This window comes from Labrys sp. KB_33_2 (assembly GCF_052114505.1).
Classification (GTDB): Bacteria; Pseudomonadota; Alphaproteobacteria; order Rhizobiales; family Labraceae; genus Labrys.
The window spans coordinates 35,242-58,677 of sequence record NZ_JBFREW010000010.1 but is presented as its reverse complement, the minus strand read 5'-3'; the positions used below and the strand labels follow the sequence as shown (position 1 = coordinate 58,677).

Annotated in this window: 19 protein-coding genes and 2 tRNA genes; 11 read left to right on the top strand and 10 right to left on the bottom strand. The window is 60.9% G+C overall.

Translation table 11 applies throughout. The features are described 5' to 3' along the window. Positions 1 to 26 precede the first annotated feature (26 nt). Positions 27 to 953, top strand: coding sequence for an RDD family protein (locus tag AB4037_RS18110; RefSeq protein ID WP_441772458.1), 927 nt, complete (start codon positions 27 to 29; stop codon positions 951 to 953). A 28-nt stretch (positions 954 to 981) separates the two neighbouring features. Here the strand turns inward: AB4037_RS18110 and AB4037_RS18105 are convergent, their stop codons facing one another. Both AB4037_RS18105 and AB4037_RS18100 read right to left on the bottom strand, forming a co-directional pair. Continuing rightward, the gene (locus AB4037_RS18105; protein ID WP_441772457.1) at positions 982 to 1,950 is read right to left on the bottom strand and encodes a hypothetical protein; all 969 of its coding nucleotides are present in this window, start codon (positions 1,948 to 1,950) and stop codon (positions 982 to 984) included. A 298-nt stretch (positions 1,951 to 2,248) separates the two neighbouring features. Further along, the gene (locus tag AB4037_RS18100; protein ID WP_441772456.1) at positions 2,249 to 3,358 is read right to left on the bottom strand and encodes a hypothetical protein; all 1,110 of its coding nucleotides are present in this window, start codon (positions 3,356 to 3,358) and stop codon (positions 2,249 to 2,251) included. A 403-nt stretch (positions 3,359 to 3,761) separates the two neighbouring features. On the opposite strand from AB4037_RS18100, the gene AB4037_RS18095 reads away from it, so the two are divergent. Continuing rightward, positions 3,762 to 4,625, top strand: a complete 864-nt coding sequence (locus tag AB4037_RS18095) for a hypothetical protein (protein ID WP_441772455.1) — start codon at positions 3,762 to 3,764, stop codon at positions 4,623 to 4,625. Between the two features lie 21 nt (positions 4,626 to 4,646). On the opposite strand, the gene AB4037_RS18090 is transcribed toward AB4037_RS18095, so the two are convergent. Next, positions 4,647 to 5,384, bottom strand: a complete 738-nt coding sequence (locus AB4037_RS18090; protein WP_441772454.1) for a hypothetical protein — start codon at positions 5,382 to 5,384, stop codon at positions 4,647 to 4,649. A gap of 504 nt (positions 5,385 to 5,888) precedes the next feature. Here AB4037_RS18090 and AB4037_RS18085 point away from each other — a divergent pair. Together AB4037_RS18085 and AB4037_RS18080 are read left to right on the top strand one after the other, a co-directional pair. Beyond that, positions 5,889 to 6,047, top strand: a complete 159-nt coding sequence (locus AB4037_RS18085) for a hypothetical protein (RefSeq protein WP_441772453.1) — start codon at positions 5,889 to 5,891, stop codon at positions 6,045 to 6,047. A gap of 455 nt (positions 6,048 to 6,502) precedes the next feature. Further along, positions 6,503 to 6,576, top strand: a tRNA-Gln gene (locus AB4037_RS18080). A 401-nt stretch (positions 6,577 to 6,977) separates the two neighbouring features. Here AB4037_RS18080 and AB4037_RS18075 read toward each other — a convergent pair. Then, complete coding sequence (locus AB4037_RS18075; protein WP_441772452.1) at positions 6,978 to 7,772, bottom strand: helix-turn-helix transcriptional regulator; 795 nt, start codon at positions 7,770 to 7,772, stop codon at positions 6,978 to 6,980. 518 nt (positions 7,773 to 8,290) lie between these two features. On the opposite strand from AB4037_RS18075, the gene AB4037_RS18070 reads away from it, so the two are divergent. Beyond that, positions 8,291 to 8,686, top strand: coding sequence for a hypothetical protein (locus tag AB4037_RS18070; protein WP_434956122.1), 396 nt, complete (start codon positions 8,291 to 8,293; stop codon positions 8,684 to 8,686). 38 nt (positions 8,687 to 8,724) lie between these two features. Here the strand turns inward: AB4037_RS18070 and AB4037_RS18065 are convergent, their stop codons facing one another. The 5 genes from AB4037_RS18065 to AB4037_RS18045 all read right to left on the bottom strand — a co-directional run bounded on the left by AB4037_RS18065 (position 8,725) and on the right by AB4037_RS18045 (position 14,688). Further along, entirely contained in the window at positions 8,725 to 9,654 is a 930-nt protein-coding gene (locus AB4037_RS18065; RefSeq protein WP_441772451.1) for a carbohydrate kinase family protein, read from the bottom strand. 9 nt (positions 9,655 to 9,663) lie between these two features. Next, entirely contained in the window at positions 9,664 to 11,295 is a 1,632-nt protein-coding gene (locus AB4037_RS18060) for an HAL/PAL/TAL family ammonia-lyase (protein ID WP_441772450.1), read from the bottom strand. 107 nt (positions 11,296 to 11,402) lie between these two features. Next, the gene (locus AB4037_RS18055) at positions 11,403 to 12,554 is read right to left on the bottom strand and encodes a carboxylate-amine ligase (protein ID WP_441772449.1); all 1,152 of its coding nucleotides are present in this window, start codon (positions 12,552 to 12,554) and stop codon (positions 11,403 to 11,405) included. 219 nt (positions 12,555 to 12,773) lie between these two features. After that, complete coding sequence (gene glnA / locus AB4037_RS18050; protein ID WP_434956126.1) at positions 12,774 to 14,183, bottom strand: type I glutamate--ammonia ligase; 1,410 nt, start codon at positions 14,181 to 14,183, stop codon at positions 12,774 to 12,776. Between the two features lie 166 nt (positions 14,184 to 14,349). Continuing rightward, positions 14,350 to 14,688, bottom strand: coding sequence for a P-II family nitrogen regulator (locus AB4037_RS18045; RefSeq protein ID WP_068296275.1), 339 nt, complete (start codon positions 14,686 to 14,688; stop codon positions 14,350 to 14,352). Positions 14,689 to 14,974: 286 nt separating this feature from the next. Here AB4037_RS18045 and AB4037_RS18040 point away from each other — a divergent pair, with 286 nt between their 5' ends. Next, the gene (locus AB4037_RS18040) at positions 14,975 to 16,444 is read left to right on the top strand and encodes an NAD(P)H-hydrate dehydratase (RefSeq protein ID WP_441772642.1); all 1,470 of its coding nucleotides are present in this window, start codon (positions 14,975 to 14,977) and stop codon (positions 16,442 to 16,444) included. A 171-nt stretch (positions 16,445 to 16,615) separates the two neighbouring features. Beyond that, positions 16,616 to 17,449, top strand: coding sequence for a bestrophin-like domain (locus AB4037_RS18035; RefSeq protein WP_441772448.1), 834 nt, complete (start codon positions 16,616 to 16,618; stop codon positions 17,447 to 17,449). Positions 17,450 to 17,469: 20 nt separating this feature from the next. On the opposite strand, the gene AB4037_RS18030 is transcribed toward AB4037_RS18035, so the two are convergent. Then, positions 17,470 to 18,765: a multicopper oxidase family protein gene (locus AB4037_RS18030; RefSeq protein WP_441772447.1), complete on the bottom strand. Its 1,296-nt coding sequence runs from the start codon at positions 18,763 to 18,765 to the stop codon at positions 17,470 to 17,472. Between the two features lie 222 nt (positions 18,766 to 18,987). On the opposite strand from AB4037_RS18030, the gene AB4037_RS18025 reads away from it, so the two are divergent. The 4 genes from AB4037_RS18025 (at position 18,988) to clpX (ending at position 23,024) form a co-directional block, all read left to right on the top strand. After that, positions 18,988 to 19,072, top strand: a tRNA-Leu gene (locus AB4037_RS18025). A gap of 61 nt (positions 19,073 to 19,133) precedes the next feature. Next, positions 19,134 to 20,552: a trigger factor gene (gene tig / locus AB4037_RS18020; RefSeq protein WP_434956129.1), complete on the top strand. Its 1,419-nt coding sequence runs from the start codon at positions 19,134 to 19,136 to the stop codon at positions 20,550 to 20,552. 299 nt (positions 20,553 to 20,851) lie between these two features. Next, positions 20,852 to 21,484, top strand: coding sequence for an ATP-dependent Clp protease proteolytic subunit (locus AB4037_RS18015; protein ID WP_434956130.1), 633 nt, complete (start codon positions 20,852 to 20,854; stop codon positions 21,482 to 21,484). 280 nt (positions 21,485 to 21,764) lie between these two features. Then, on the top strand, positions 21,765 to 23,024 hold the full coding sequence (gene clpX / locus AB4037_RS18010; RefSeq protein ID WP_434956131.1) for an ATP-dependent Clp protease ATP-binding subunit ClpX: 1,260 nt from the start codon (positions 21,765 to 21,767) through the stop codon (positions 23,022 to 23,024). Positions 23,025 to 23,436: the final 412 nt, after the last annotated feature.

Below are 23,436 nucleotides of genomic sequence, written 5' to 3'. Positions count from 1 at the left end.
CACGCTTTGCTCCAAGGGAGGGCAGCATGGCCTCTCCGCGTGATCGCGTATCCCAACTGCTGGAGGGTCGGCAGCGCCGCACTCGCGAGATCGTCACGCCGGAAGGCGTTGCCATCCATGTCGAGGTCGCCGATCGCGGCGAAAGGCTGGGGGCCTTCCTGATCGACCTGGTGATCTGGTTCGGTGCCACCATCCTGATCTGGATCGCCCTGGCAACCACCTTCCTGCGCGGCGGCAGCGATGTGACGGTGACGGTGATCTCCTTCCTCTCCTTCACGCTGCGCAACCTCTATTTCATCCATTTCGAGCTGGCCTGGCAGGGCTCGACGCCCGGCAAGCGCGCCACCGGACTGAAGGTGATCGATCGCAAGGGCGGCGCTTTGACCCCAACCGCCGTCGTTGCCCGCAACCTCACCCGCGAAGTCGAATTCTTCCTACCGCTGCAGCTCTTCTTCATGTGGATCGGCGCCTCCAACAGCGGCGAATCCTGGCAGGCGCTTTCGATGCTGGGCTGGGTGGTGCTGCTCGCTGCCTTGCCCTTCTTCAACCGGGATCATCTGCGGGCGGGCGACCTGATCGGCGGCACATTGGTGATCGCCCTGCCGAAGCGGGCCCTTGCCCTCGACCTCACGCAGGGAGCAGCGAAAGCCGCAGCCCGCTACACATTCACCTCGGCGCAGTTGCAGGCTTATGGCGCCTATGAGCTGCAGGTGCTGGAGGAGATTCTGCGCCGGCCCGGCGGGACCGAAACCTGGCGGATCCATCGCGAGATCGCCGAGAAGATCATCCGGCGCATCGGCTGGCAGGGTACATTCGAGCCCAATGCGGCGACCGACTTCCTGCAGGCCTTCTATGCGGCGGAGCGGGCGGAACTCGAGCGCGGCCAGCTTTTCGGCCGCTATCGCGACGACAAGAACTCGGGCACCCGCAAGGCCGGTGAGCCGGCCAAGTGAGGGCCGGCTCCCTTCCGGAATAAAGCTCTCAATCGAAGACGTCGGCGAGCCTGTCGATGTCGATGCCTTCCTTGATCGAGCGCAGGCGGTAATAGACCAAGGCGGTGAGTACGCTGCCAAGTGCTGTCAGGTAAACCTGGAACAGATTGCCCAGCAAAGCACCGAATATCGGCCCCCCGAGGCCGCCGCCAATATATTCGATGATAATGGCGACGATCCAGCCGGCGATGCCGACGATCAGTACGAGGCCGAGAATCTGCCAGCGAAAGCCTGAGGTGAGTTCGCCGCTGCGGGACATACTGTCCGTCACGCCGCGCTGTTCGACGACGCAGACCGCGACGGCAGCGTAAAGCATGCAGATCAGCCACAGGCCGGGCACGATCAGCAGCATCAGGCCGACGGCAATTCCAAGGCCGACGAGAATCGAGAGGCCCAGCAGTGGCAGGAAGCGGGACAATCCCTTGGAAAGGGCATCGCCAACCGAAAAGTTTTGCCCGCGCAATTCGTTGAAGGCGCCGTAGATCATGCCGCCCTGAATGACAAAGAGCAGCGCGATGTAGATCAGCATCAGCACCACGATGGCACTGACATTCGGAAATGGGTTCTCCGGCGTCGGAACTCCGATGACCAGGGTCGAGATGATCAGGGGGACGATGGGAATCAGGCCCAGCGCCAGAAATCGCGGCAAGGCGCGGTGGAGAACGGCAAAGCTTTCGCTGATCAAGGCGCCGATGTTGAAATCACCGGAGCCGGTGCCTTGACTGTAGTTGGTCATGAGAGCGCATCCTGTTTGATGGCGTTCGGAGCCTGAGTACTGTGCCGGCCCATATCGACGATATGTCATGCCGATGACTTGCATTTGAAAAGCAAGCATCTGCGCTTCAATACAAGTGCTGAGTCGTTTCGATCGGGCAAGTGAAGGGGCAGATTGTCGGAAGCGGAAACGAAGCTGTTCACATCTGCCTTGCAAAGTATACCCCGGCGAAGGGGTATTCATCTGTTTCCTGACGAACAGAAGCTCCGCGTCCTGCCAAGGATTTCAAGACCGCGATACAGGGGAGCGCGCTTGCAGGTGACCTCTGAGGTCTTGCCGCTGGCTCATTCCGGCAAGGGCCGAGTATCCTCCGGCGGGCCGCTGATCTCGTGCAATCGCTCGAAAGTCGCCGTCGCGGTCCCCGCCGAGAGCGTTTTGCGATTTGGTGGAATCACCAAGCATCGCAAAGACGCGTCGAATCAAGGAGCTAGAGCAGAACAGCGTTTCCGTCTAAACGCGCTTTGCTCTGCAGAATGTCGTTTCAGCGGCTGGGAGGGCGCCAGGTCTCGGGCGGATATTGGTGCGGGCGCCGTACTTCCTCGTTCGGGTCCGGGGGCTGCTCGCCGAAGAGCACGTCCGGATCGGGCGCCGTGACACCCCACGGGTTGCCGTCGGCGGGCATGTAGCCGCTCTTGGCACCCCAGCCTTTGTCCTGTTCGAACCAGCGGGCGAAATTCGGCAGGCCGTCATATTCATATTTGCGCTCATAGGCCTCGCAGGCTTCGGGCTTGGGGCCGAGATTGAGGCACATGAGGGGCGAGCGCTCGTAATAGGAACAGCTCGGGTAGAGGCTGTGGGCGACCAGTTCGCCTTCATAGGTCCCGTCATAGCGAATCGTCAGCTTCAGTTCCGTCCAGATCGGCGGGAAATTCATGACTTTCTGCAGGATCTTGCCGGCGACGAAGCCGATGGGCGCAGGTGCCACGCCCGCAGCGAGTTCGGCGCTCTGGGTGCGGGCGCCGACGGTCTGGCGGAACACCACGCCCTCATCGATATATTGCGGCTCCTCCAGCTTGATCGGATAGGGATAGGAGGGAAAGCCGAGAAAGGATGGCGAGCGGTAGAGGCCTGTATCCTTCTCGTAGGCGACGCGATGGAGCAGCCTGATCGCCTTGGAGGAGGTGTCGGTGCTCTCGATGGTGGCTTCGAGAAAATTGGCGAAGCGATAGCCGCTGCTGCCGAGGATGAGCTTGCGATCGACGAGTTCACCCGGGCTGCCGGCATCGTGCTCCGGCAGGCCGGAGCGCGGGTCGATCCAGCTCATGGTGGCAATCGAATAGGTGAAGCTGTTTATCTTGAGGACGAGTTGGCCGTCATCTGGGGGAATCATGATGATTCCCGGATTGGCGCCGCTGCTGAATCGCCAGTTCCAACCCTTCGGGCTCGGCACGACGCAGCCAACGCGGTGGCGCAGATACCAGTTCACCTCGCGTGTGTTGAGCGTGTCGAAATTGTAGCTGATCAGATATTGCACGTTGATGCCATGCGCCCTGGCAACGGAAAGCCAATCGTCGCCATCCTTCACACGATAGGGACGGCCGCGCGGAATGGGAGCCAGCTTGGCAGGCTTGGTTTCAAGCGGTGTAGCCATGATCTTCTCCGTGAAGGCGGCATGCCTCTGTGGCGGAGCGATCGCGGTTCGTTGTGCGCGGCTCGCAGCAAGGCCGCGATGCCTGCCTGACGAGACAGTATGGGCAGATGGAGCGTGGTCGTCATCCCGAGTTCAGAGGAGGCGGCGCCGCCCTTTTTGTGCTCCAATCAAGCCTGTTGCGGGTCCATCTCCCTTGGAGCAGCACGCGTTCAAATGTGAACGTTTGTTTGCTCTAACTCTTTGTTTCCAAGTCAGTCCAACGGGGATTGGCTAGAGCATCTTTGCGATTCTAGGCGATTTCGCCCCATCGCAAACGCTGTTGCGGCGCTCGTTTCGATACCGTGCCATCCTGTCAACAACGCCCTCCTCAGCCCGTGGTGACGATGGCGCGAGAGTCCCTCAAATGACGAGTTTTCTCGACTTCAACAAAGATCCTGCCAACGACATCGATAACAAACCCCAGCAATATCATGCCTTTGGCGGCAAGGGCGTGCGCGTACAGGTCTATTGGGCTGCCGATGTCTGGCGCGACGTATCGCTTTGGAACAACAGCTGGGTGCTGCTCAAGGGCGCCGACGAAATCCTCCGGAAATATACGCTGGCGCTCGACATGCTGCCGCTGCAAACCGAACCGGCAGCACTGGCGCCAACGAAGGACAAGGCCACCCGCGAATTCGACAAGTCCGTAGGCAAACAGGTTGCGAGGCAAAAGAAGGCGAAGGGCGAGGTCGCCAAGAAACAGACCGAGGCTGCCGCCAAGGCAATCGAAGAGCAAGGCCGGGTGGCACGTGGCCTCTTGGATTTCAGCGGCTCGGTCTATGTGCCCATGCAGGGCGAGGCTCCCATTGATGGCCTCACGGCTCTCAGGAAAAGCCTCGGCACGATTCCGGATGAAACGCGGTTGGTCGTGGTGTTCGCCCATATCGATGGCGGGCCGAACGGTTACACAGTCCTGCGCCAGGAGTGGCTGCCCTGGGTCATCGTCGATCCGCAGCCGATCCAGGACAATCCCAAGACGTTGCTGCTCCATGAAATGGGACACGCCTGCCGCCTCAGCCACCAGCAAGACAGCGCCGGTTCGGCGACGGCCAAGAACATCATGTATTCCCTGGATTTCAAGGGACTGACCCATCTGTGGGGCTGGCAGGTGGACACCATCTACGATTCCTACTGGTGCAATGGCCGCAAGCCCTCGAACTGGTGGGATAGAATCAGCAATGCCAAGCTGCCGCCTGATCACCCCTTCCTCTGGGATGAGCCGCCCTAGCAGATGGCAGTGGGCAGCCTTTCAGGTCTTGCCGCTGGCCCATTCCGGCAAGGTCCGAGCTGCCTCCGGCATGCTGCGGATCTCACGCAATCGCTCGAAGGCCGCCGTCGCCGTTACCGCCGAGAGAATGCCAAAAAGAATCATGCCGGCCTCCTGACCCAGCACCTGCATCAGGCTCGCGGGTGCATAGGCGAGATCGCCGGTGACGGCACCGAGCCCGATCGTCGGCAGCAGCGTCAGGATGAAGAGACCGAGGAAGGACCAGCGATAGCCCTGGGTGAGTTGCCCGCTGCGCTCCAGGCTCTCCACCATGTCGGTGCGCTCGATCATGCAGGCCGGCAGTACGAGATAGAGCAGAGCAATTGCCATCAGGCCGGGTACCACCAGTGCAGCAAGGCCGAGCAGGACGAGAATGCCGCTGAGAAAGGCGGTGCCGAGTAGGGTCGGAAGCCTCTGCCAGGTTTGCCGCGCTGAAAAAAGCAGGTCGAAATCCTCGCCCTGCAGCAACCGGTACGTGCCGGCGATGGTGGCGCCCTGGGCAAAAACCAGCAGGATCACGGCGACGGGCAGGGCCACCAGATCGGCAAGCGTCGGCGTCTGCGAGACTTCGCCGTTCACCGCCAAGGCGAGGAAGGTCGGCAGGCTCGGCAGACTGTTGAGGAAGGCGATTGGAAAGAGGCCACGCCACAAGCTCTTCACGGCATTCGCAAGAAGAAGGGACAAGCGCAGAGGCGGTCGTTGAGAGGTATGTCTGCTCATGGGCAACTCGATCGAGACTGGCCACACCAATCAATCAGTTATGACCTGTGTGGGCGCCAAGAGGAAGAGCCTGCGTAGTGGTACCATAACGCCCGGAACGCGCTTTGGTCCCCGATGGCTAGGCCTGTATTATGGGACATGCGCGGCGATGCCGGTTCACGGAAATGCGCGCTGTCGTTCAGGGGGCCGCCAATTCGTCGAGCAGAGACCGCGTCGGGCATGGTTCACGCGGGCTTTTTGGTATTTCCTGGGAATCTCACTTCGTAAAAATCCAGAAAAATGGAATTTTTTTGTTAAAGAGAGGTTCTAATCATTGGGTATGTTCGAGACAAATTCAGAAAGGAGAGCTCGATGACACGCTAGATATCGATAGGTCTTGCGGTTTCAATGGGCGTTGCTGGTCCCTCGATGGTGTTTGATGTGCCCCTCGTGCTGCCTCCGGTCAAAGATGGTTCCGGCGTCACCCAGGGTCGGTATCATGGTGGATGTCCGCCCGAGTATAAGATGACCAGCCATGGAGGCTGCAAACTCAGCCATTATCTGCCTCGCCATCCAGGCCAGAATCCGAACAACTACTATTACGACGATCGACGACCCCGGTTCGGGTTTGGCTTTGACTATCGCGGCGACCACCGCCGTCGCTATTACGCCGATGGCTATTGAACCATTTTCAATCGGCAGGGGCGCCGTTGCAGCGCCTGTTTTCTTTCGGACCTGACGTGGCCTCTTCGGTGCCGCTGCGCCTCGCCGTCGATCTGCGATGGGCCGAGAGCGCCTTTCAGGGTACTGCCGACTGTGCACGATTCGTCTTCTGTATCCGGTATCCTGGCTCTCAACAGGAGGTGAGATCTTCGACACGGGACCGCGAGATCGCGCTTTGATTCGGATCTGGGCGACGCTTGGAAGACTGGAAAGCGGCCGCCAGCCGCGGCGTTTTCATCGAGGTGGTGAATAGGCGGCGCAAAGCGATCCCGTGGCCACAGAAAATCGACGAGACCTCTTGCAATGCGGGAGCGACTTCAATATGAAGCCCGAACGGAACGGGGCCACCCACTGGAAAGCACTCGTTGGAATTGGACAACATTCCAACCAGGTGATTGACCTAAAAGGCCTATTGTTCGGGGATAGTTCAACGGTAGAACAGCGGACTCTGACTCCGTTAATCTTGGTTCGAATCCAGGTCCCCGAGCCACCTGATTTTATTCGCATCCGGCTCTGAAATCCTCGGATGTCGTTTGGTCCCGTGATTTTTCACGGCACTGAATTCAAAGTACGTTCTCGACCTCCATGTCGTTCTCGGCCTCTTGTCGTTTTCGACAGGAGCTTCGAGCTTCTTGATTGGTTCATTGCCAATTTTCATGCCTGAAAAGGGAAGGGGCCGGTCTAGGGTCGTCCGAACGTCCGCCACGAAGTGCCGGTCAGTGTCGCGATCTTCGGGATGGTGCATCCGGGATTGCCAGTGCGGCCACAGCCGAGCCTCCGAGATCGCGACATGTGATCCTTGAAATGCAAGCGCCGTGGCACTCTCAGCCGCGGCTGCGCAGTGTATAGTAGAACGACTGTTTGATCAGCGTGCCCCAAACCCTGCCACACCTATGGTTTCCTCAATTTATAGGCAATCTCTGAGCGATTGCGCGCTCCGATCTTGCGCATGATGCGTAGGAGGCTTGCCTTGACCGTGCGTTCTTTCAGGCCGAGCTCAGCGGCGATCTCTTTGTTGGACATCCCTTTGGTGACGTATTCGACGATCTTGATTTGACGGGCAGTAAGAACCGAACCGTCAGCCTCGATCGACGAATTTCTCAGTATGTTCCTGCCTTCGGACAATAGCTCAAATGGGAAGTACAACTGCCCGATGATGACCAGCTGAATGATCGATCGCAGCATATCGAAGCTGGCTTGCACTCCAATGAAAGCCTTGGCCCCAGCAATGTAGGCCTGCTTCATGACATCGACATCAAGAAGTTCAGAAACAACAATTATGCGGGATCGTGGAGATTTGGAAACGATTGAGGCAATTGCATGCCGCAAATTGCGATAGAATGAGGTATCTTTCTTCCAGTATATTATAACGATAGGAGAATCGTCCGAATTATCTGGTCTCCAGTCTTCAGCGGCCTGATAGCCTTCTGTCAAAACAGATAATTTCGAATTGATAATATTCCTTACCATGGCATCTCGAACCAGCTTGATCTCACAGATCACGATCGCCCGTGTGATGAGAGGACCTGGGCTGAAGTCTTGCCCTCTAGATGAACCTGGTTGGCTCGAACCAGAAGGATACTCCGGGGATGCTGCATGTCTGATGGCAACATCTTCCCCTGTGCCGCAGCTGAGTATCCGCTGTTTATGGTGACATCGCGGGTTATGCTCGTCCCGGATTTGCATCACCGGCACTCCTACCAGAAATTTTTAACATGAGAACCATTCGATATCCTGAAACAAATTACCAGACGGTCAAAAGTTGTATGTGATGGGTATGTTTTTATCGCGGTACTATTTTTTCACGCTACGGAATGCCGCGGTGGATTATTTTAAAAACACGTATCTGTCCTTGCGGAATTATGACGTTGAGCAGGGTGAAACGCGCTGTTCTCGCTACGCAGTTAATTGATTCTCCCTTGACCCCTCGGCAGCGCATGATTGGCGCAGACGCATGCAACCCGCGTCATGAAACCTGCGTGTGGAGCCGCCGGTAGCTATTGCCCAGCCGCGGCAAGTAGAGATCCGGCACAGCCTACGGTCGGTCCGAGGCGTTTCGGGGGGTACAGAACACGCCCCCGCGCAATTTTAACGGTTGCCAGTACGGTGAAGCAGGGGGATTATTCAGTCCGGGCCTCGTGGACGTCTGCAAGCGCTGTCATTGTGCTTGAGCCGCGCCAAAGGCGTTGTTGGCGAGTACACGAATGGCGTCCGAGACTTCTCCCGAATCCCGCACCAAGGGCCTGGTTACCTGGGGGTTGCGTATCTTGGTGGCGCTGATCTTCCTCACGCCGGCACTGCTCACCCTGTGGGGGCATCGGATCATGGTCCGTCAGTTCGATGCGCTTGGCTTTGCACCCTGGATGCGCGTCACCTTGTCGTCGACGCAGGCTCTTGCCGCATTGCTGGTGCTCGTGCCCGTGGCCAGCCTGGCGGCGGCCGTGCTTCTGCTCTTGATCGACGCAGGCACGCTGATCGCCCAGTTCCTGCTGATCCGCGGCGGCTATGTGCATCTGGCGCTGTTTGCTTTGCCACTGCTCGCGCTGATCAGCCTGCAGAGCGGGCGTTTCGACAGGAAATTAGCCGAACTGGAGAAGTAGCGGCATCAATGCTGATGCCGCCATTAGGCGTTTTGTGATCAGGCCATCTCGTGGTTCCAGGGCGGATCCGCGCCCTCGCGCGAAACCGTGATTGCCGCCGTCCTTGCGGCATAGTCCATGGCTTCCTGGGCAATGGCCTCGTCGAGATTCTTCACGGTGTCGATGGAAACCACGTTGCGGCGCTGCAGGATGGTGAGCAGGCCCGAGGAATAGCTGTCGCCGGCGCCGACCGTATCGGCGACCTTCTCGACCCTGACCACGGGGCTCTTGACGGCAAAACCCCTGCCATAGCCTTCAGCGCCGTTGCCACCGTCCGTCAGCACGACGAAATGAGCGCCCTTGGCCACCAGGTCCCGCGCCCAGGCGGCGGGATCGATGCCGGGGTAGAGCCAGTTGAGATCGGCTTTGGAGATCTTGATGATCTCGGCGGCTTCCGTCATGCGCTTCATGCGGGCGCGATATTCGACGGCATCATCAACCACGGTCGGCCGGACGTTTGGATCCATGCCGAGCACGCGCTGGCCCTTGCTGGCGAAATAGAGCGTCTCATAGGCCGAGGCGATGGGATCGTTGATGAGGGCGACCGAGCCCGTCCAGATCATCGAGACTTCCGGCCCGATCGACGGAGCATCGCGCTCTGGGGAGAATAGACGGTTGGACGAGGCTTCGTCGATGAAGGCATATTCGGGTTCGCCTTCGCCGACGGAGACGAAGGCAAGCATCGACGAGTGCTTCGAGCGGGCGACATAGCGCTGATTGACCTTCGACTTGGTCAGGGCAACGGCGAGATCCTCGCCGAAGAAATCGGTGGACAGCGCGGCGCAGAACCCGACATCGCCCTCGAGCCGACCGATGCCGATGGCCGTATTGAACGGGCTGCCGCCGACAGCCGGCCGATAGGCGTTCCGGCCATCAGCGCTTTTGACAGGCAGGAAGTCGATCAGGGCTTCGCCGCAGACAAGAATCATGGGGTCTCCTCACTCCAGAACACCGACTGCCGATTCAACGGCGGCCAGGATGCGACCGCTGCGGGCAAGATCGAGTATGGATTGCATTTCGTGGTGGTACCAGCGGTCGCCGTCAAGGGCCGGTGTGATTTCTGCACGGATCGCTTCGAGCGCCGCCTGCGAGCCCTTGCCGATCGGATAGCCCTTGCTGCGATCGGCAACCAGCGAAAGCGCCTGGGCGGCCATCAGCATTTCGACGGCGACGATCTGTTCGACGTTCTCGACAATGGTGCGGGCCTTGCGGGCGCACCAGGTTGAGTTGGAGACGTGATCCTCCGCATTGCTCTTGCCAGGAATCGAGTCGACCGAGCCGGGCGTGGCGAGGCCGCGATTTTCCATCACCAAAGCGGACATCGAGCATTGTACCGTGGCAAAGCCGGTGTTGAGGCCGCGCTCGCCGGCGAGGAGGTTGCGCGGCAGGCCATAGCTCATCACCGGATCGATCAGACGGGCGAGGCGACGCTCGGAAATGGCGCCGAGATCGGTCATCGCGATGGCGAGGAGATCCATGGCCTGGGCGACATAGGCCCCGTGGAAATGGCCGCCCGAGATCGAGACGTAGCTGCCGTCGTCGTTGGCGAACATCAGCGGGTTGTCGGTGGCGGAATTCATTTCCACCCCGAGTATGCCGTCAGCATAGGCAAGAGCCTCGAAGACCGGGCCATGGACCTGCGGGGCACAGCGCAGCGAATAGACATCCTGCACGCGCGGCGGCACGGGCTTGGCTGGATCGCGCGTCTCGTCGGGGTACAGGATGGCGCGGGCGCCTTCCGAACAACGCTTGGAATCGCCGGCGATGCGCAGGAGGTTACGGGCGGTGCGTGCCTGGCCGCGATGCGGGCGTGCTGCGTGTACGCGCGGATCAAAGGCCGCCAACTCGCCGCGTAGGGCCTCCAGCGTCAAGGCGAGCGCGATGTCGGCATGTTTGAGGATACGCTTGGCATCCTCCTGGGCGAGGGCCGCGATGGCCAGCGACACGGTGGAGCCATTGATGATGGCCGAGGCTTCCTTGGCCCCCATCTTGTATTCGGGCTCGAAGCCGGCCCGGCGCGCGGCTTCCGGCGCTGGATAGATCTTGCCCTTATATTCGACCTGGACGTCCTCGAAGCCGCGAATGGCGCCAGCGAGATAGGCGAGGGGGGCGAGGTCGCCAGAGGCACCAACCGAACCCTTGGAAGGGATCACCGGATGCAGGCCGGCATTGAGGAAGCCGACCAGACGATCCATCAGCGGCAGTGTCGCACCCGAATAGGCGGAGGCAAAGGCATTGGCGCGCAACAGCATGGTGGCCCGCACGATCTCGCGCGCGAAGGGCTCTCCGATGCCGGTGGCATGGGCGCGAATGGTCTGGTCCTGGTAATGCGCCATGTTGGCGATGGGGATGCGCACTTCCTTGAACAGGCCGACGCCGGTGTTGAAGGCGTACATCAGCGGGGCCTGGTCGTTCAGCCAGTTGGCGTCGATATAGTCGCGTGCAGTACCCACCGCGGCGCGGGCCTTGGCCTCGATGCCGGCCTTCTCGAACCGGCCTGCCTTCTGGGAGCGCGCGACACGGACGACCTTGGCACCCGTCATACGTCGTCCGTCTATGGTGACAGTCATGGCCTCCCCCGTATCACGCTCGAACGCGGCGGTCAGCCGGGCCGCAAAGCCCGGAGACCGCTCATCTTCTTGACCTAGCAGAAGCGGATCGAAACGCAACCGGCCAGTCAGCCGCCGGCTGCGAGGCCCGCGGCGAGCGGCGCTGCAGTCTTGTTGGCGAGCCAATCGACCACGGCGTGGATGGCTTCGTCAGCCGTCGCGCCGGCAGCGATGCGCTCTTCATAGACGGCCAATTGTCCATCGGCGCTGGTGCCGTTGCGCAGAATCATCTGTGCTGTTGCCAGCTCTTCGCTGCAACCGAGCAGTTCGGCATCTTCCCAGACGAGATCAAGCAGTTCCGTCAGCATATTGGCGGCGCTTCTCGCCTGTCCGCTATTGAGATCAATGATCGAGCCGTGAATGCCATAGCGTTGCGCCCGCCATTTGTTTTCTTCGACGATGGCTCGCCCAGGTGACGTCAGGCCGCGATTGAGGTCCGGCTTGCGGACGAGATGCCGCACCAGGCTGCGATAGAGCGCGGCGATGGCGAGAGCGTCTTCCACATTGGTGCAGACATCGGTGATCCGCAGTTCCAGTGTGGGCAGATGGCCGGAGGGCCTTATTGCCCACCACAGGAAACTGGCGTCGTCGATGATGCGATTGCTGATCAGCGTGTCGACATAGGTCTGATAGTCTTCTTCGCTCTGGAAGAGGTCGGGCAGGCCCGAGCGGGGCAACTCGGCATAGATGTTCTGACGGTAGCCCATCAGGCCGGTCCGGCGCGACTGCCAAAAGGGCGAGGAGGTGGAAAGCGCCAGCAGCAGCGGCAGGTAGGGTAGCGCGCGCCCCATGAGGTCCACCCGAGACAGGTCCTGGGGAACCTCCACATGCACATGCATCCCGCAGATCATCTTGCGGCGCGCGAGCATCTGCAGGTCACGCGCCACCTTGCCATAGCGCGAGGCCTGGGTGGGGTGCTGCTCGGACCATTCGGCAGAAGGGTGGGTGCCCGCCGCCAGGATGCCGAGATCGTGCTTGAAGGCGAGATCCTGCAAAGCCTGGCGGCACCCCACCAATTGCAGCCTGGCATCATGCATGTTGCGGCAGGGCGTCGTGGCGATCTCGATCTGCGATTGCAGCAATTCGCGGGTGACGTGCTTGCCCAGTGCTTGCCGGGCCTCGTCGAAGAACTGGGGCGACATGGTTTCCTGGACGGCGCCTGTCTGGCGCTGGAACACGAAATACTCCTCCTCGATACCGAAGGTGTAGGGATGCTCCATGCTGTCCTCCGATAGGTGTCGGGCAGTGATCGGTTCCTCGATCCAACCCTCTAACGCAGGTCGCCTGCAGAAGGTCCCCCCTGGCAGGTCTGAATCCTCTCGCTGCCGGCAACGGCGGAGCGGCATCCGCTCATGTCCGCCATCAAGGCCGAAAAAAGAAAGGCCGGTGCATTGCTGCACCGGCCCTCGCTCGGTTCTCTCTGGATGGTTTTTGAGTTCTTAGACCGAGTAGTACATCTCGAATTCGACCGGATGCGGCGTCATCTCGAAGCGCATCACTTCCTGCATCTTCAGCTCGATGAAGCTGTTGATGAAGTCGTCGGTGAACACGCCGCCCTTCTTGAGGTATTCACGGTCCTTGTCGAGGGCGGAAAGGGCTTCGCGCAGCGAGCCGCAGACGGTCGGGATCTTCTTGAGCTCCTTGGGCGGCAGATCATAGAGGTCCTTGTCCATCGCCGGGCCAGGATCGATCTTGTTGAGAATGCCGTCCATGCCGGCCATGAACAGGGCGGCGAAGGCGAGATAGGGGTTCGCGGCCGGATCGGGGAAGCGAACCTCGACGCGCTTGGCCTTCGGGTTGGTGGTGTAGGGAATGCGGCAGGAGGCCGAGCGGTTGCGGGCCGAATAGGCCAGCAACACCGGCGCCTCATAGCCGGGGACCAGGCGCTTGTAGGAGTTGGTCGCCGGGTTGGTGAAGGCGTTCAGCGACTTGGCATGCTTGATGATGCCGCCGATGTAATGGAGGCAGGTCTCGGAGAGGTCGGCATATTTGTTGCCGGCGAACACCGGCTTGCCGTCCTTCCAGATCGACTGGTGCACATGCATGCCCGAGCCATTGTCGCCGAAGACGGGCTTGGGCATGAAGGTCGCGGTCTTGCCATAGGTGTGGGCGACGTTGTGGATGGCGTATTTGTAGATCTGCAGGTGGTCGGCCATCGTCACCAGCGTGCCGAACTTCATGCCGAGCTCATGCTGGGCGGACGCGACCTCGTGGTGATGCTTCTCGACCACGACGCCCATCTGCTGCATGGCAGCCAGCATTTCCGAGCGCATGTCCTGTGCCGAATCGAGCGGGGGAACCGGGAAGTAGCCGCCCTTGGTGTTGATGCGGTGGCCGAGATTGCCGCCCTCATATTCGGTGTCGAAATTCGTCGGCAGTTCGGTCGAGTCGAGCTTGAAGCCGGTGTTGTAGGGATCGGCCTTGAAGCGGACGTCGTCGAACACGAAGAATTCGGCTTCCGGGCCGAAATAGGCGACGTCGCCGATGCCGGTCGACTTCAGATAGGCTTCGGCGCGCTTGGCGATGCCGCGCGGATCGCGGCTATAGCCTTCGCCCGTGGACGGCTCGACCACGTCGCAGGTGATCGACATCGTCGCTGCGGAGAAGAAGGGATCCATGGTGGCGGTGGTGGGGTCCGGCATCAGGCACATGTCGGATTCATTGATCGCTTTCCAGCCGGCGATCGAGGAACCGTCGAACATCGTGCCTTCCGTGAAGATCTCCTCATCCACCAGGGATACGTCGAAGGTCACGTGCTGCCACTTGCCACGCGGGTCGGTGAAGCGGAAGTCGACATATTTGACGTCGTTGTCCTTGATCGCCTTCAGGACATCCTTGGCGGTCTTCATCGTGTGCAAACCTTTCGTTCGTTTGGGCACAATCTTTTTGAGGCGCGAGCTGGGCTCGCTGATTGCCAGAGCGTTTTGCGATTGGACGGAATCACCTGAAATTGCAAAGACGCGTCGAAACAAAGAGTTAGAGCAAACAAGCGTTCAGTCACGAACGCGCTTTGCTCTAGATGGCGTCGAGGCCGCTCTCGCCGGTACGGATGCGGATGGCTTCTTCGATGTTGAGGACGAAGATCTTGCCATCGCCGATCCGACCCGTCTGGGCGGCCTTGCGGATGGCGTCGATGGCGCGCTCGACACGCTCGTCCGGCACCACAACCTCGATCTTCACCTTCGGAAGAAAATCGACGACATATTCGGCGCCGCGATAGAGTTCGGTGTGGCCTTTCTGCCGCCCGAATCCCTTTGCTTCCGTCACCGTAATGCCCTGCAGGCCGACCTCCTGCAGCGCTTCCTTCACCTCGTCCAACTTGAAGGGCTTGATGATGGCTTCAATTTTCTTCATGGGGTCTCCTCGATTTCAGCACATAGTGCGCAGAAACCTTCTTGCTGGTAGCAGGTCGCATGCCAAACCGCCAACAGGAAAATTTTCTTTTATCTTCAAGGTGTTGAGGCGTTAGGTGCTGAAAAATGGGCAAGCGGTACCGAAAGACTGCACAATTTTTCGGCGGCCTGCCAATAAAATATGCGGCCTAAGAGGGTAATTTTCGGCACACGGCGGCGGCGATCGCATTTTTTCCACCGAATGCGACGAGGTAGCGCATGTCGGTGAAGGTTTGGAGGATGTCTTGATCGAGTTGCTGACCCCGTCCGAAATGGCCGATGCTGATCGCCTCGCCATTGCCGAGGCCATGACCGCCGACCAGTTGCTGGAACGGGCCGGGCGAGCGGTGGCCGACGCTGCGGCAAGGCATCCTTTCAACACACCGATCCTGGTTTTGTGCGGCACGGGCCTGAATGGAGGCGATGGTTTCGTTGCCGCCCGCATCCTCCGCGAAAGAGGCTATCGGGTCCGACTCGGCCTGCTGGGACCTGTGTCGATGCTGGGGGGAGAAGTCGCCTATGCCGCGGAGAAATGGGGACAGCCCGTCGAAGATGCCCTGACATTGTCGCTTCCCAGGGAAGGAATCATCATCGACGCGTTGCTCGGCGCCGGGCTCTCTCGCGACATAGGCGGCCCGCTCGCTACGCTGGTCGAGCGTATCAATGCCTCTGGCCTGCAGGTCATTGCAGTGGACCTGCCGTCCGGCATCGATGGCGCAACCGGCCAGATCCGCGGCGTGGCCGTCAAGGCGCGCGAGACCGTGACCTTCTTCCGGCGCAAGCCTGGGCACCTGCTCCTGCCGGGCAAACTGCATTGCGGCGCCATTCGGGTTGCGGATATCGGCATTGCGGACGACGTGTTGGCAACCATCCGGCCCCGGACGTTCGTCAACAAGCCCGCTTTGTGGCAGCCCTGTTTCCCGCGTCTCGAACCGGCGGGGCATAAATATGCGCGGGGGCACCTCGTCGTCCTGTCCGCCGGCATCGAAGGGACGGGGGCGGCACGCCTGGCGGCCAAGGCTGGATTGCGCGCCGGCGCGGGGCTCGTCACGGTCGCCAGCCCTTCCGAGGCCCTCGGCATCCATGCCGCCTCGCTCGATGCCATCATGGTGCGGCGCTGCGATGGCCCGGAAGGCCTCGCCATCATGCTGGAGGATATCAGGCGCAATGCTTTCGTCGTGGGACCGGCGCTGCCGCCGGACGAGGAGACCCGCGCCAAGGTCGACATGGTGCTTACCTCCTCGTGTGCCGTGCTGATCGATGCCGGGGCACTCTCCGCCTTTGCCGCCGAGCGCATTCACTTCATCGCCACGCTGCGGGCCGCGCTCGGGCCGGTCGTTCTCACGCCGCATGAGGGCGAGTTCGCGCGCGTCTTCGACGACATCGCCGGAAAACATGCGGCCAAGCTCGACCGGGCCCGCGCGGCCGCCGAGGCAACCGGCGCGGTGATCGTGCTGAAGGGGGCCGACACCGTGATTGCGGCGCCCGACGGACGGGCCGCCATCAACGCCAATGCGCCGCCGACCCTGGCGACGGCGGGCTCCGGCGACGTGCTCTCGGGCCTGATCGGCGGGCTGCTCGCCCAATCGATGCCAGCCTTCGAAGCCGCCAGCGCCGGGGTCTGGCTGCATGGGGAAGCGGCCAATCTGTTCGGGCCGGGCCTCACCGCCGACGATCTGCCGGCGATGCTGCCCAAGGCACTCGCCGCCCTGTCGTGAAGGGGTCCGGGTCTGATTGTATCGGAGCGACTGGTTCTTTGCTTGGTGAGGCGCGTGTTCCGGTAAAGCGACCTGCAGCAGGAGATCGCAGGTTCCGATTTCGGTGTGACACCCAGGTCACGCACGCTGAGCGATACTGCCGAGACAAGAAAAACATGGCGGTTCCCGGGCATGGAAGAAATCTACGGACTGAGTTTCCTGGTGCTTTTCAGCTTGAGCGCCATCGGCGGGGTGATCCTGCGGAAGCGTCTGCATGAGGAGCATCTCTCTAAGGAGAATATGGAGACGGTGCGGCTGGTGACGGGCCTGCTGGTGTCCTTCGCTGCCCTGATCCTGAGTTTGCAACTCTCCACCTCCCGAGCCAACTTCGATGCGGCCAGCAAGGACCGCTCGACCTATGCGGCGCATTTGGCGAGTCTCGATCAATGCCTGCGCGATCTCTCTCCGCGGATGGAACCGGCGCGGCAACTGCTGCATCGCTACACTGCCGCGGTGATCGCCAGCACCTGGCCCGATGAGCCCGCGCCGCAGGTCAAGACCATGCTCGATACCAAGGACATGCCGCTCAGAGGGGAGGATAAGGTTCTTGCCGGCGTGATGAACCAGATCGGTCTGGCGATCGATTCCTTCGAACCCACGGACAGCGTCAGCAAGAACATCGCCGCGCGATGCCAACTCGACTACCGCGCAGCGCTGACGGGACGCTGGGCTGTCATCGAGGATACGCACGCCCCGTCCGGCGTATTCTTCACTCTGATCATCGCCTTCTGGCTGGCGCTCGTCTTTCTCAGCTTCGGCCTGCAGATCGCGCACCGGCTGTTGAGCAAGGTCGTGCTCGCCATTGGCGTCGTTTGTGTATCGAGCGTCATGTTCGTCATCGTCGACCTGAAGATTCCCTATGGCGGATTCTTCGGCATCTCCAGTGCATCGATGCGCGATGCGCTGGCCGACATGAACCGCGACGAAAGCGTCGGGAGGGGTCGTCAGGAGCCCCCTGCACCATGACCAGATGCGGGTGCCAGAGTTCAGATCACTTCGAACCAGGTCACGAGATCCTCCTGGGCAGGGCCGCAGGGGCGGCCATGCAGAAGCCATTTGCCGGAATTGTCCGCCAGGAACACCGTATGGACGGTCTCTCCCGGGCCGATCGCGACCGTGTCGACCCAATAGGGCTGCCACTCATCGTCAAAGGGATGCAGGATGCGCATGGCGTGGCCGTGCACATGCACGACCTGGTCGACGCGCGTCTTGTTCGAGAGTGCCAGATCGACGAGGCTGCCGCGCTTGACCGAGAACAAAGGCCTGTCTGGCAGAAACTGGCCGCCGGCACGGCCGGGCAGGGGCACGGCAACGCGCTTGGCCTTCTGCAGGGCCAAGGCAGCGGGCAGATCGGGACGTGGGAGCGTCAAGGGGGGCAAGGGAGCCGGACGAAGCGGCGCCGCGCCGCTCGCTGCGAGATGGGCGAGAACGACGACTTCACCATCATGGTCGAGCGCGATGCCGGCCTCGCTCCCCGCTGCGAGCGTGCCGTCGACCGCAATATCGACACGACCACCGGGCGGCAGATCGATCCGGCCGTGATTGGGAGCAAAGGGCGTGTCGACGGGGTGGCCGTCGATGGCGATGATACTGGCCCCAAAGCCGGCCAGAGCCAGTTTGGCGATGCGCGTCATGGCGACGTTGACGATGCGCAGGCGCAGCCTCTCATTGGGAGCAAGGCTGATCGTTTCGGCCGCTTTCGAATTCACCGTGATGATGGACTTGCCACCGGCGCTGTGCGCTGCCGGCAGGATCTGCCCGTCGGGGCCGATATGCCAGTCGTCGATGACGAGAATCAGATCGCGGTCGACCTTGGGAGGTTCGTCTTCATCGACGACGAGAACGCCATAGAGCCCGGCCTCGCATTGGGACAGGGACGGCCCGAAAGCGGGCGGATGGTACCAGAAGGTACCGGCATCCGGCGGCGTGAACGCATAGTCGAAACCGTCACCCGGCTTCACCGCCTGTTGCGTCAGCGCAGGGACGCCGTCCATGGCGTTGGCGAGGCGTATGCCATGCCAGTGGATTGTCGAAGGCGCTTCGAGACGGTTGGCGAAGCGCACGGTCACGGCCTGGTTGCGTTTCACGCGCAGAAGGGGCCCCGGGGTCGAGGCATCGAAACATTGCGTCCGGGTCGGTCTCGCGCCGCCTGGCAAGGCGAGTTCGCCGGCGGCCGCCGTCAAGGTCAATCCTGAAGCCGCCGCAGGGCGGGCGAGGGCAAGACTGGTCAGGCTGACACCGAGCCCGGCAAGGAGCTGACGCCGATTGAGGCTGCCGGTCATCGGTGGGTCCTTCTGGGCTGGATAAGGGTGGATTCCCGCCTGCCGGGGCGGCCGTTCGGGCTCCGGCAATGGCCTCACGGCTGGGCATTGCCGCCGCCTGCGAATCCTGGACTCCAAATATCATGCAGGGGGCGGCATTTTTTTGCTGCATCAATTTCATGACATGCTATATGGCGCCACTCGTTTCGCGGAATGCAAGTTCCGCGATAGGGAGCCCTATTTGCGGGCGTGGCGGAACTGGTAGACGCGCTGGATTTAGGTTCCAGTGATGAAAGTCGTGGGGGTTCGAGCCCCTCCGCCCGCACCACGACCGGCCTTGATGGCCTTGAAACAGGGCGGCTACGAACTCACGGATTCGGGACAAGAATATGCAGGTGACCCAAACCCTGGCCGATGGCCTGAAACGGGAATTCAAAGTGGTGGTGCCGGCGGCCGATATCGCCACGCGCACCGACGCCCAGTTGGAAGACATGAAGGGCAAGGTCCGTGTCAACGGCTTTCGTCCGGGCAAGGTGCCGGTGGCGCATCTGCGTCGTCTCTACGGCCGCTCGGTGACTGCCGATGTCGTCAACAATTTCGTTGGCGAAGCCAATCGCAAGATCGTGGATGAGAACCAGATCAAGCTGGCCATGGAACCCAAGCTCGATTTCGGTGCCAACGATGAAGGCGTGACGCAGGTGCTGGACGGCAAGGCCGATCTCGCCTGGACCGTCGCCGTGGAAGTGCTGCCGACCTTCGAGGTCGGCGACATTTCCGGCATCAAGATCGTCAAGCCGGTGGCCGAAGTCGCCGACGAGGAGGTGCAGTCGCGCCTCGAGGATCTGGCGCGCCGCAACGTGACCTATGCCGACAAGAAGGCCAAGTCGAAGGCCGAGACCCACGACCGCGTGATCGTCGATTTCGTCGGCAAGATCGACGGCGTCGAGTTCGAGGGCGGCAAGGGCGAGGACATTTCCGTCGACCTCGGCTCCAACACCTTCATTCCCGGCTTCGAGGATCAGCTGATCGGCGTCACCGCCGGCCAGGAAAAGACCATCGAGGTCAAGTTCCCCACCAACTATGCCTCCGACACGCTGGCCGGCAAGGACGCCACCTTCGACGTCAAGGTCAAGGCGGTGCAGGCTGCGGGCGACCTGGTCGTCGACGACGAACTTGCCAAGTCCGTCGGCCTTGAATCGCTCGACAAGCTCAAGGAAGTGATCAAGAGCTCGATCGAGGGCGAGTACAACAACGTCTCGCGCAGCAAGGTGAAGCGCCAGCTCCTCGATGCGCTGGATGCGAAATATTCCTTCGATCTGCCGCCGACCCTGTTCCAGCAGGAGTTCGACAATGTCTGGCTGCAGGTCGAGCGCGAGATGCAGCAGACCGGCCGCACCTTCGAGCAGGAGAACACCACCGAAGAGGCTGCCAAGGAAGATTATCGCAAGATCGCGGCCCGCCGCGTGCGCCTTGGCCTCGTTCTGGCCGAGATCGGCGAGAGCAACAAGATCCAGGTGACCGAGGAAGAGGCGACCCGCGCCGTGATCGAGCGGGCCCGCCAGTTCCCGGGCCAGGAGCGCCAGATCTGGGAGTTCTATACCAAGAACCCGCAGGCGATTGCCGAGCTGCGTGCCCCGATCTTCGAGGACAAGGTCGTCGACCATATCCTCTCGCTCGCCGACGTCACCGAGGACAAGGTCTCCAAGGAGGAATTGTTCAAGGAAGACGACGAGCAGGCTGCTCCCGCCGCGGCAGAGGACAAGCCGGCCAAGGCCAAGAAGGCCAAGGCTGCCAAGTCTGCCGAGTGAGGCTGCGCCGAGCCGTCGTGGTTCGTCGAAACGGATATGCAATGGCCGGGCCTGCCCCGGCCATTGTCGTTCTCGAATGCCCTCGGTTTTCGCAAAAGGCGGAGAGGGGACTTGCAGGACGAGACTTGACGACACATTTGCGACGGGAGGGCCCGTTTCTGCTCAGGCAAGCCACCCTCGACACCCGTCGCGCCTTCATGTCCTAGCGGGGGGCGGGAAGGTTCACTTGACAAACAGGCTCGCGATCCCTGCCCTGACGGGAACATGGACTGCCGAGATTCGCTTGCTGGAGAGATTTGATGCGAGATCCGATCGACTTCTATACCAACAACCTCATACCGACCGTGGTCGAGAGCACCAATCGCGGCGAGCGTGCCTGGGACATCTATTCGCGCCTGATGCGCGAGCGCATCATCTTCCTGACCGGCCCGGTGGAGGACTACATGGCCTCCATCGTGGTGGCCCAGTTGCTGTTCCTCGAGGGAGAGAATCCCAAGAAGGAAATCGCAATGTACATCAACTCGCCGGGTGGGGTGGTGACGGCAGGCCTGTCGATCTACGACACCATGCAGTTCATTCGCTCGCCGGTTTCCACGCTTTGCGTCGGCCAGGCCGCATCGATGGGATCGCTCCTGCTTGCCGCCGGCGAGAAGGATCTGCGCTTCGCCTTGCCCAACGCCCGGATCATGGTGCATCAGCCTTCGGGCGGCTATCAGGGCCAGGCGACCGACATCCTCATCCATGCCGAGGAGACCCGCCGGGTGAAGCAGCGCCTGAACGAGATCTACGTCAAGCACACCGGCCAGGACATCAAGACGATCCAGGACGCTCTCGAGCGTGACAATTTCATGGAAGCCGAGCAGGCGAAAGCTTTCGGTATCGTCGACCATGTCAGCGAGAAGCGCCCCGATGAGGGCGCTGCCAAGGCCTGATATGACGTTGCAGGAGGCGACCTGCACGAGTTTCGCCACAGTTCATTGCGATGGATATCGGTAATGATCTGTTGACGTGAAGGGCGCTAGATTCCAGCATTGAACCTGCTGGATGCAGTGTCATCAAAGATTGCAGGGGCGAACGCCACTTGGCATAACCCTTGCAATACGAAACTTGTCGATGCAGGTACGCCTGCAGGATTGTGTTTACAGCCACGGGGGTTCCCGTGGGATTACGCGGAATGTCCGTTCCGCCGAGAGAGCCCGAAAGGGGGATGCCATGACCAAGGCCGGCAGCGATACCAAGAACACGCTCTACTGCTCGTTCTGCGGCAAGAGCCAGCACGAAGTTCGCAAGCTCATCGCCGGCCCGACAGTGTTCATCTGCGATGAATGTGTCGAGCTGTGCATGGACATTATCCGTGAGGAGAACAAATCCTCATTGGTGAAGTCGCGCGATGGGGTACCGACCCCGCGTGAGATCTGCAAGGTGCTCGACGATTATGTGATCGGTCAGATGCAGGCCAAGCGCGTGCTCTCCGTGGCCGTGCACAATCACTACAAGCGCCTCAACCATGCTACCAAGCACAGCGATGTCGAATTGGCGAAGTCGAACATCCTGATGATCGGGCCGACCGGCTCGGGCAAGACACTGCTTGCCCAGACCATGGCCCGCATCATCGACGTGCCCTTCACCATGGCCGATGCCACCACCCTGACGGAAGCCGGCTATGTCGGCGAGGATGTCGAGAACATCATCCTCAAACTCCTGCAGGCGGCCGACTACAATGTCGAGCGCGCCCAGCGCGGCATCGTCTATATCGACGAGGTCGATAAGATCAGCCGCAAGTCCGACAACCCCTCGATTACCCGTGACGTTTCGGGCGAGGGCGTGCAGCAGGCCTTGCTGAAGATCATGGAAGGCACGGTGGCCAGCGTTCCGCCCCAGGGTGGACGCAAGCATCCCCAGCAGGAGTTCCTGCAGGTCGATACCACCAATATTCTCTTCATCTGCGGCGGTGCCTTCTCGGGCCTCGAAAAAATCATATCGAGCCGCGGCAAGGGCACTTCGATCGGCTTCAGCGCTCGCGTGGTGACACCGGAGGACCGGCGAACCGGCGAGATCTTCCGCGAGGTCGAGCCCGAGGATCTCTTGAAATTCGGCTTGATCCCGGAATTCGTCGGGCGTCTGCCTGTCATTGCGACACTGGAAGACCTCGACGAGCCGGCGCTGATCAAGATCCTGACCGAGCCCAAGAACGCACTGGTGAAGCAGTATCAGCGCCTGTTCGAGATGGAGGGCATCGATCTGACCTTCCAGGAGGAGGCCTTGTCATCGATTGCCAAGAAGGCGATCGAGCGCAAAACCGGTGCGCGCGGCCTGCGATCGATCATGGAGGGCATCCTGCTTGACACCATGTTCGAACTGCCGGGCCTCGACGGTGTCGAGGAAGTGGTGATCTCCAAGGAGGTCGTTGACGGACAGGCTAAGCCGCTCTTCATCTATTCTGAAAAGCAGGAGGTTTCCTCCACCGGCTGATGCCGGCAGGAACAACGCTTGCACTGCAATGCCGGCCTGTGGGCCGGCATTGTCATGTCGGTGCCTGCCTGCAGTCATGTTGAAATGCATGGCTCGATCTGGTGAAGGTCGACCATTCGCCGCATCGGCCGTTGATTGCGCTGGACGTCGGAGGGGGGTATCGTGGGGCCAGGAGGGATCAGCTCGATTCGAGCTGGTTTCCGTAGAAAATTACGCGATTTAAAGGATTGTCGAAGCTTTTCGGGACGTCATTTCAAGGATAGCTCGTAGCTCCCCGCAATCAATCCAAAGTCGATCGGGCAGAAAATTACAGTGAGGTTCGCAGGTGCGAGAAGGAAAATCGAGACAGCGCAATTTACCGGGATTGGCCGGCTTGACACTGTGCTTGGTGCTCTCCACCTAACCCTTATCG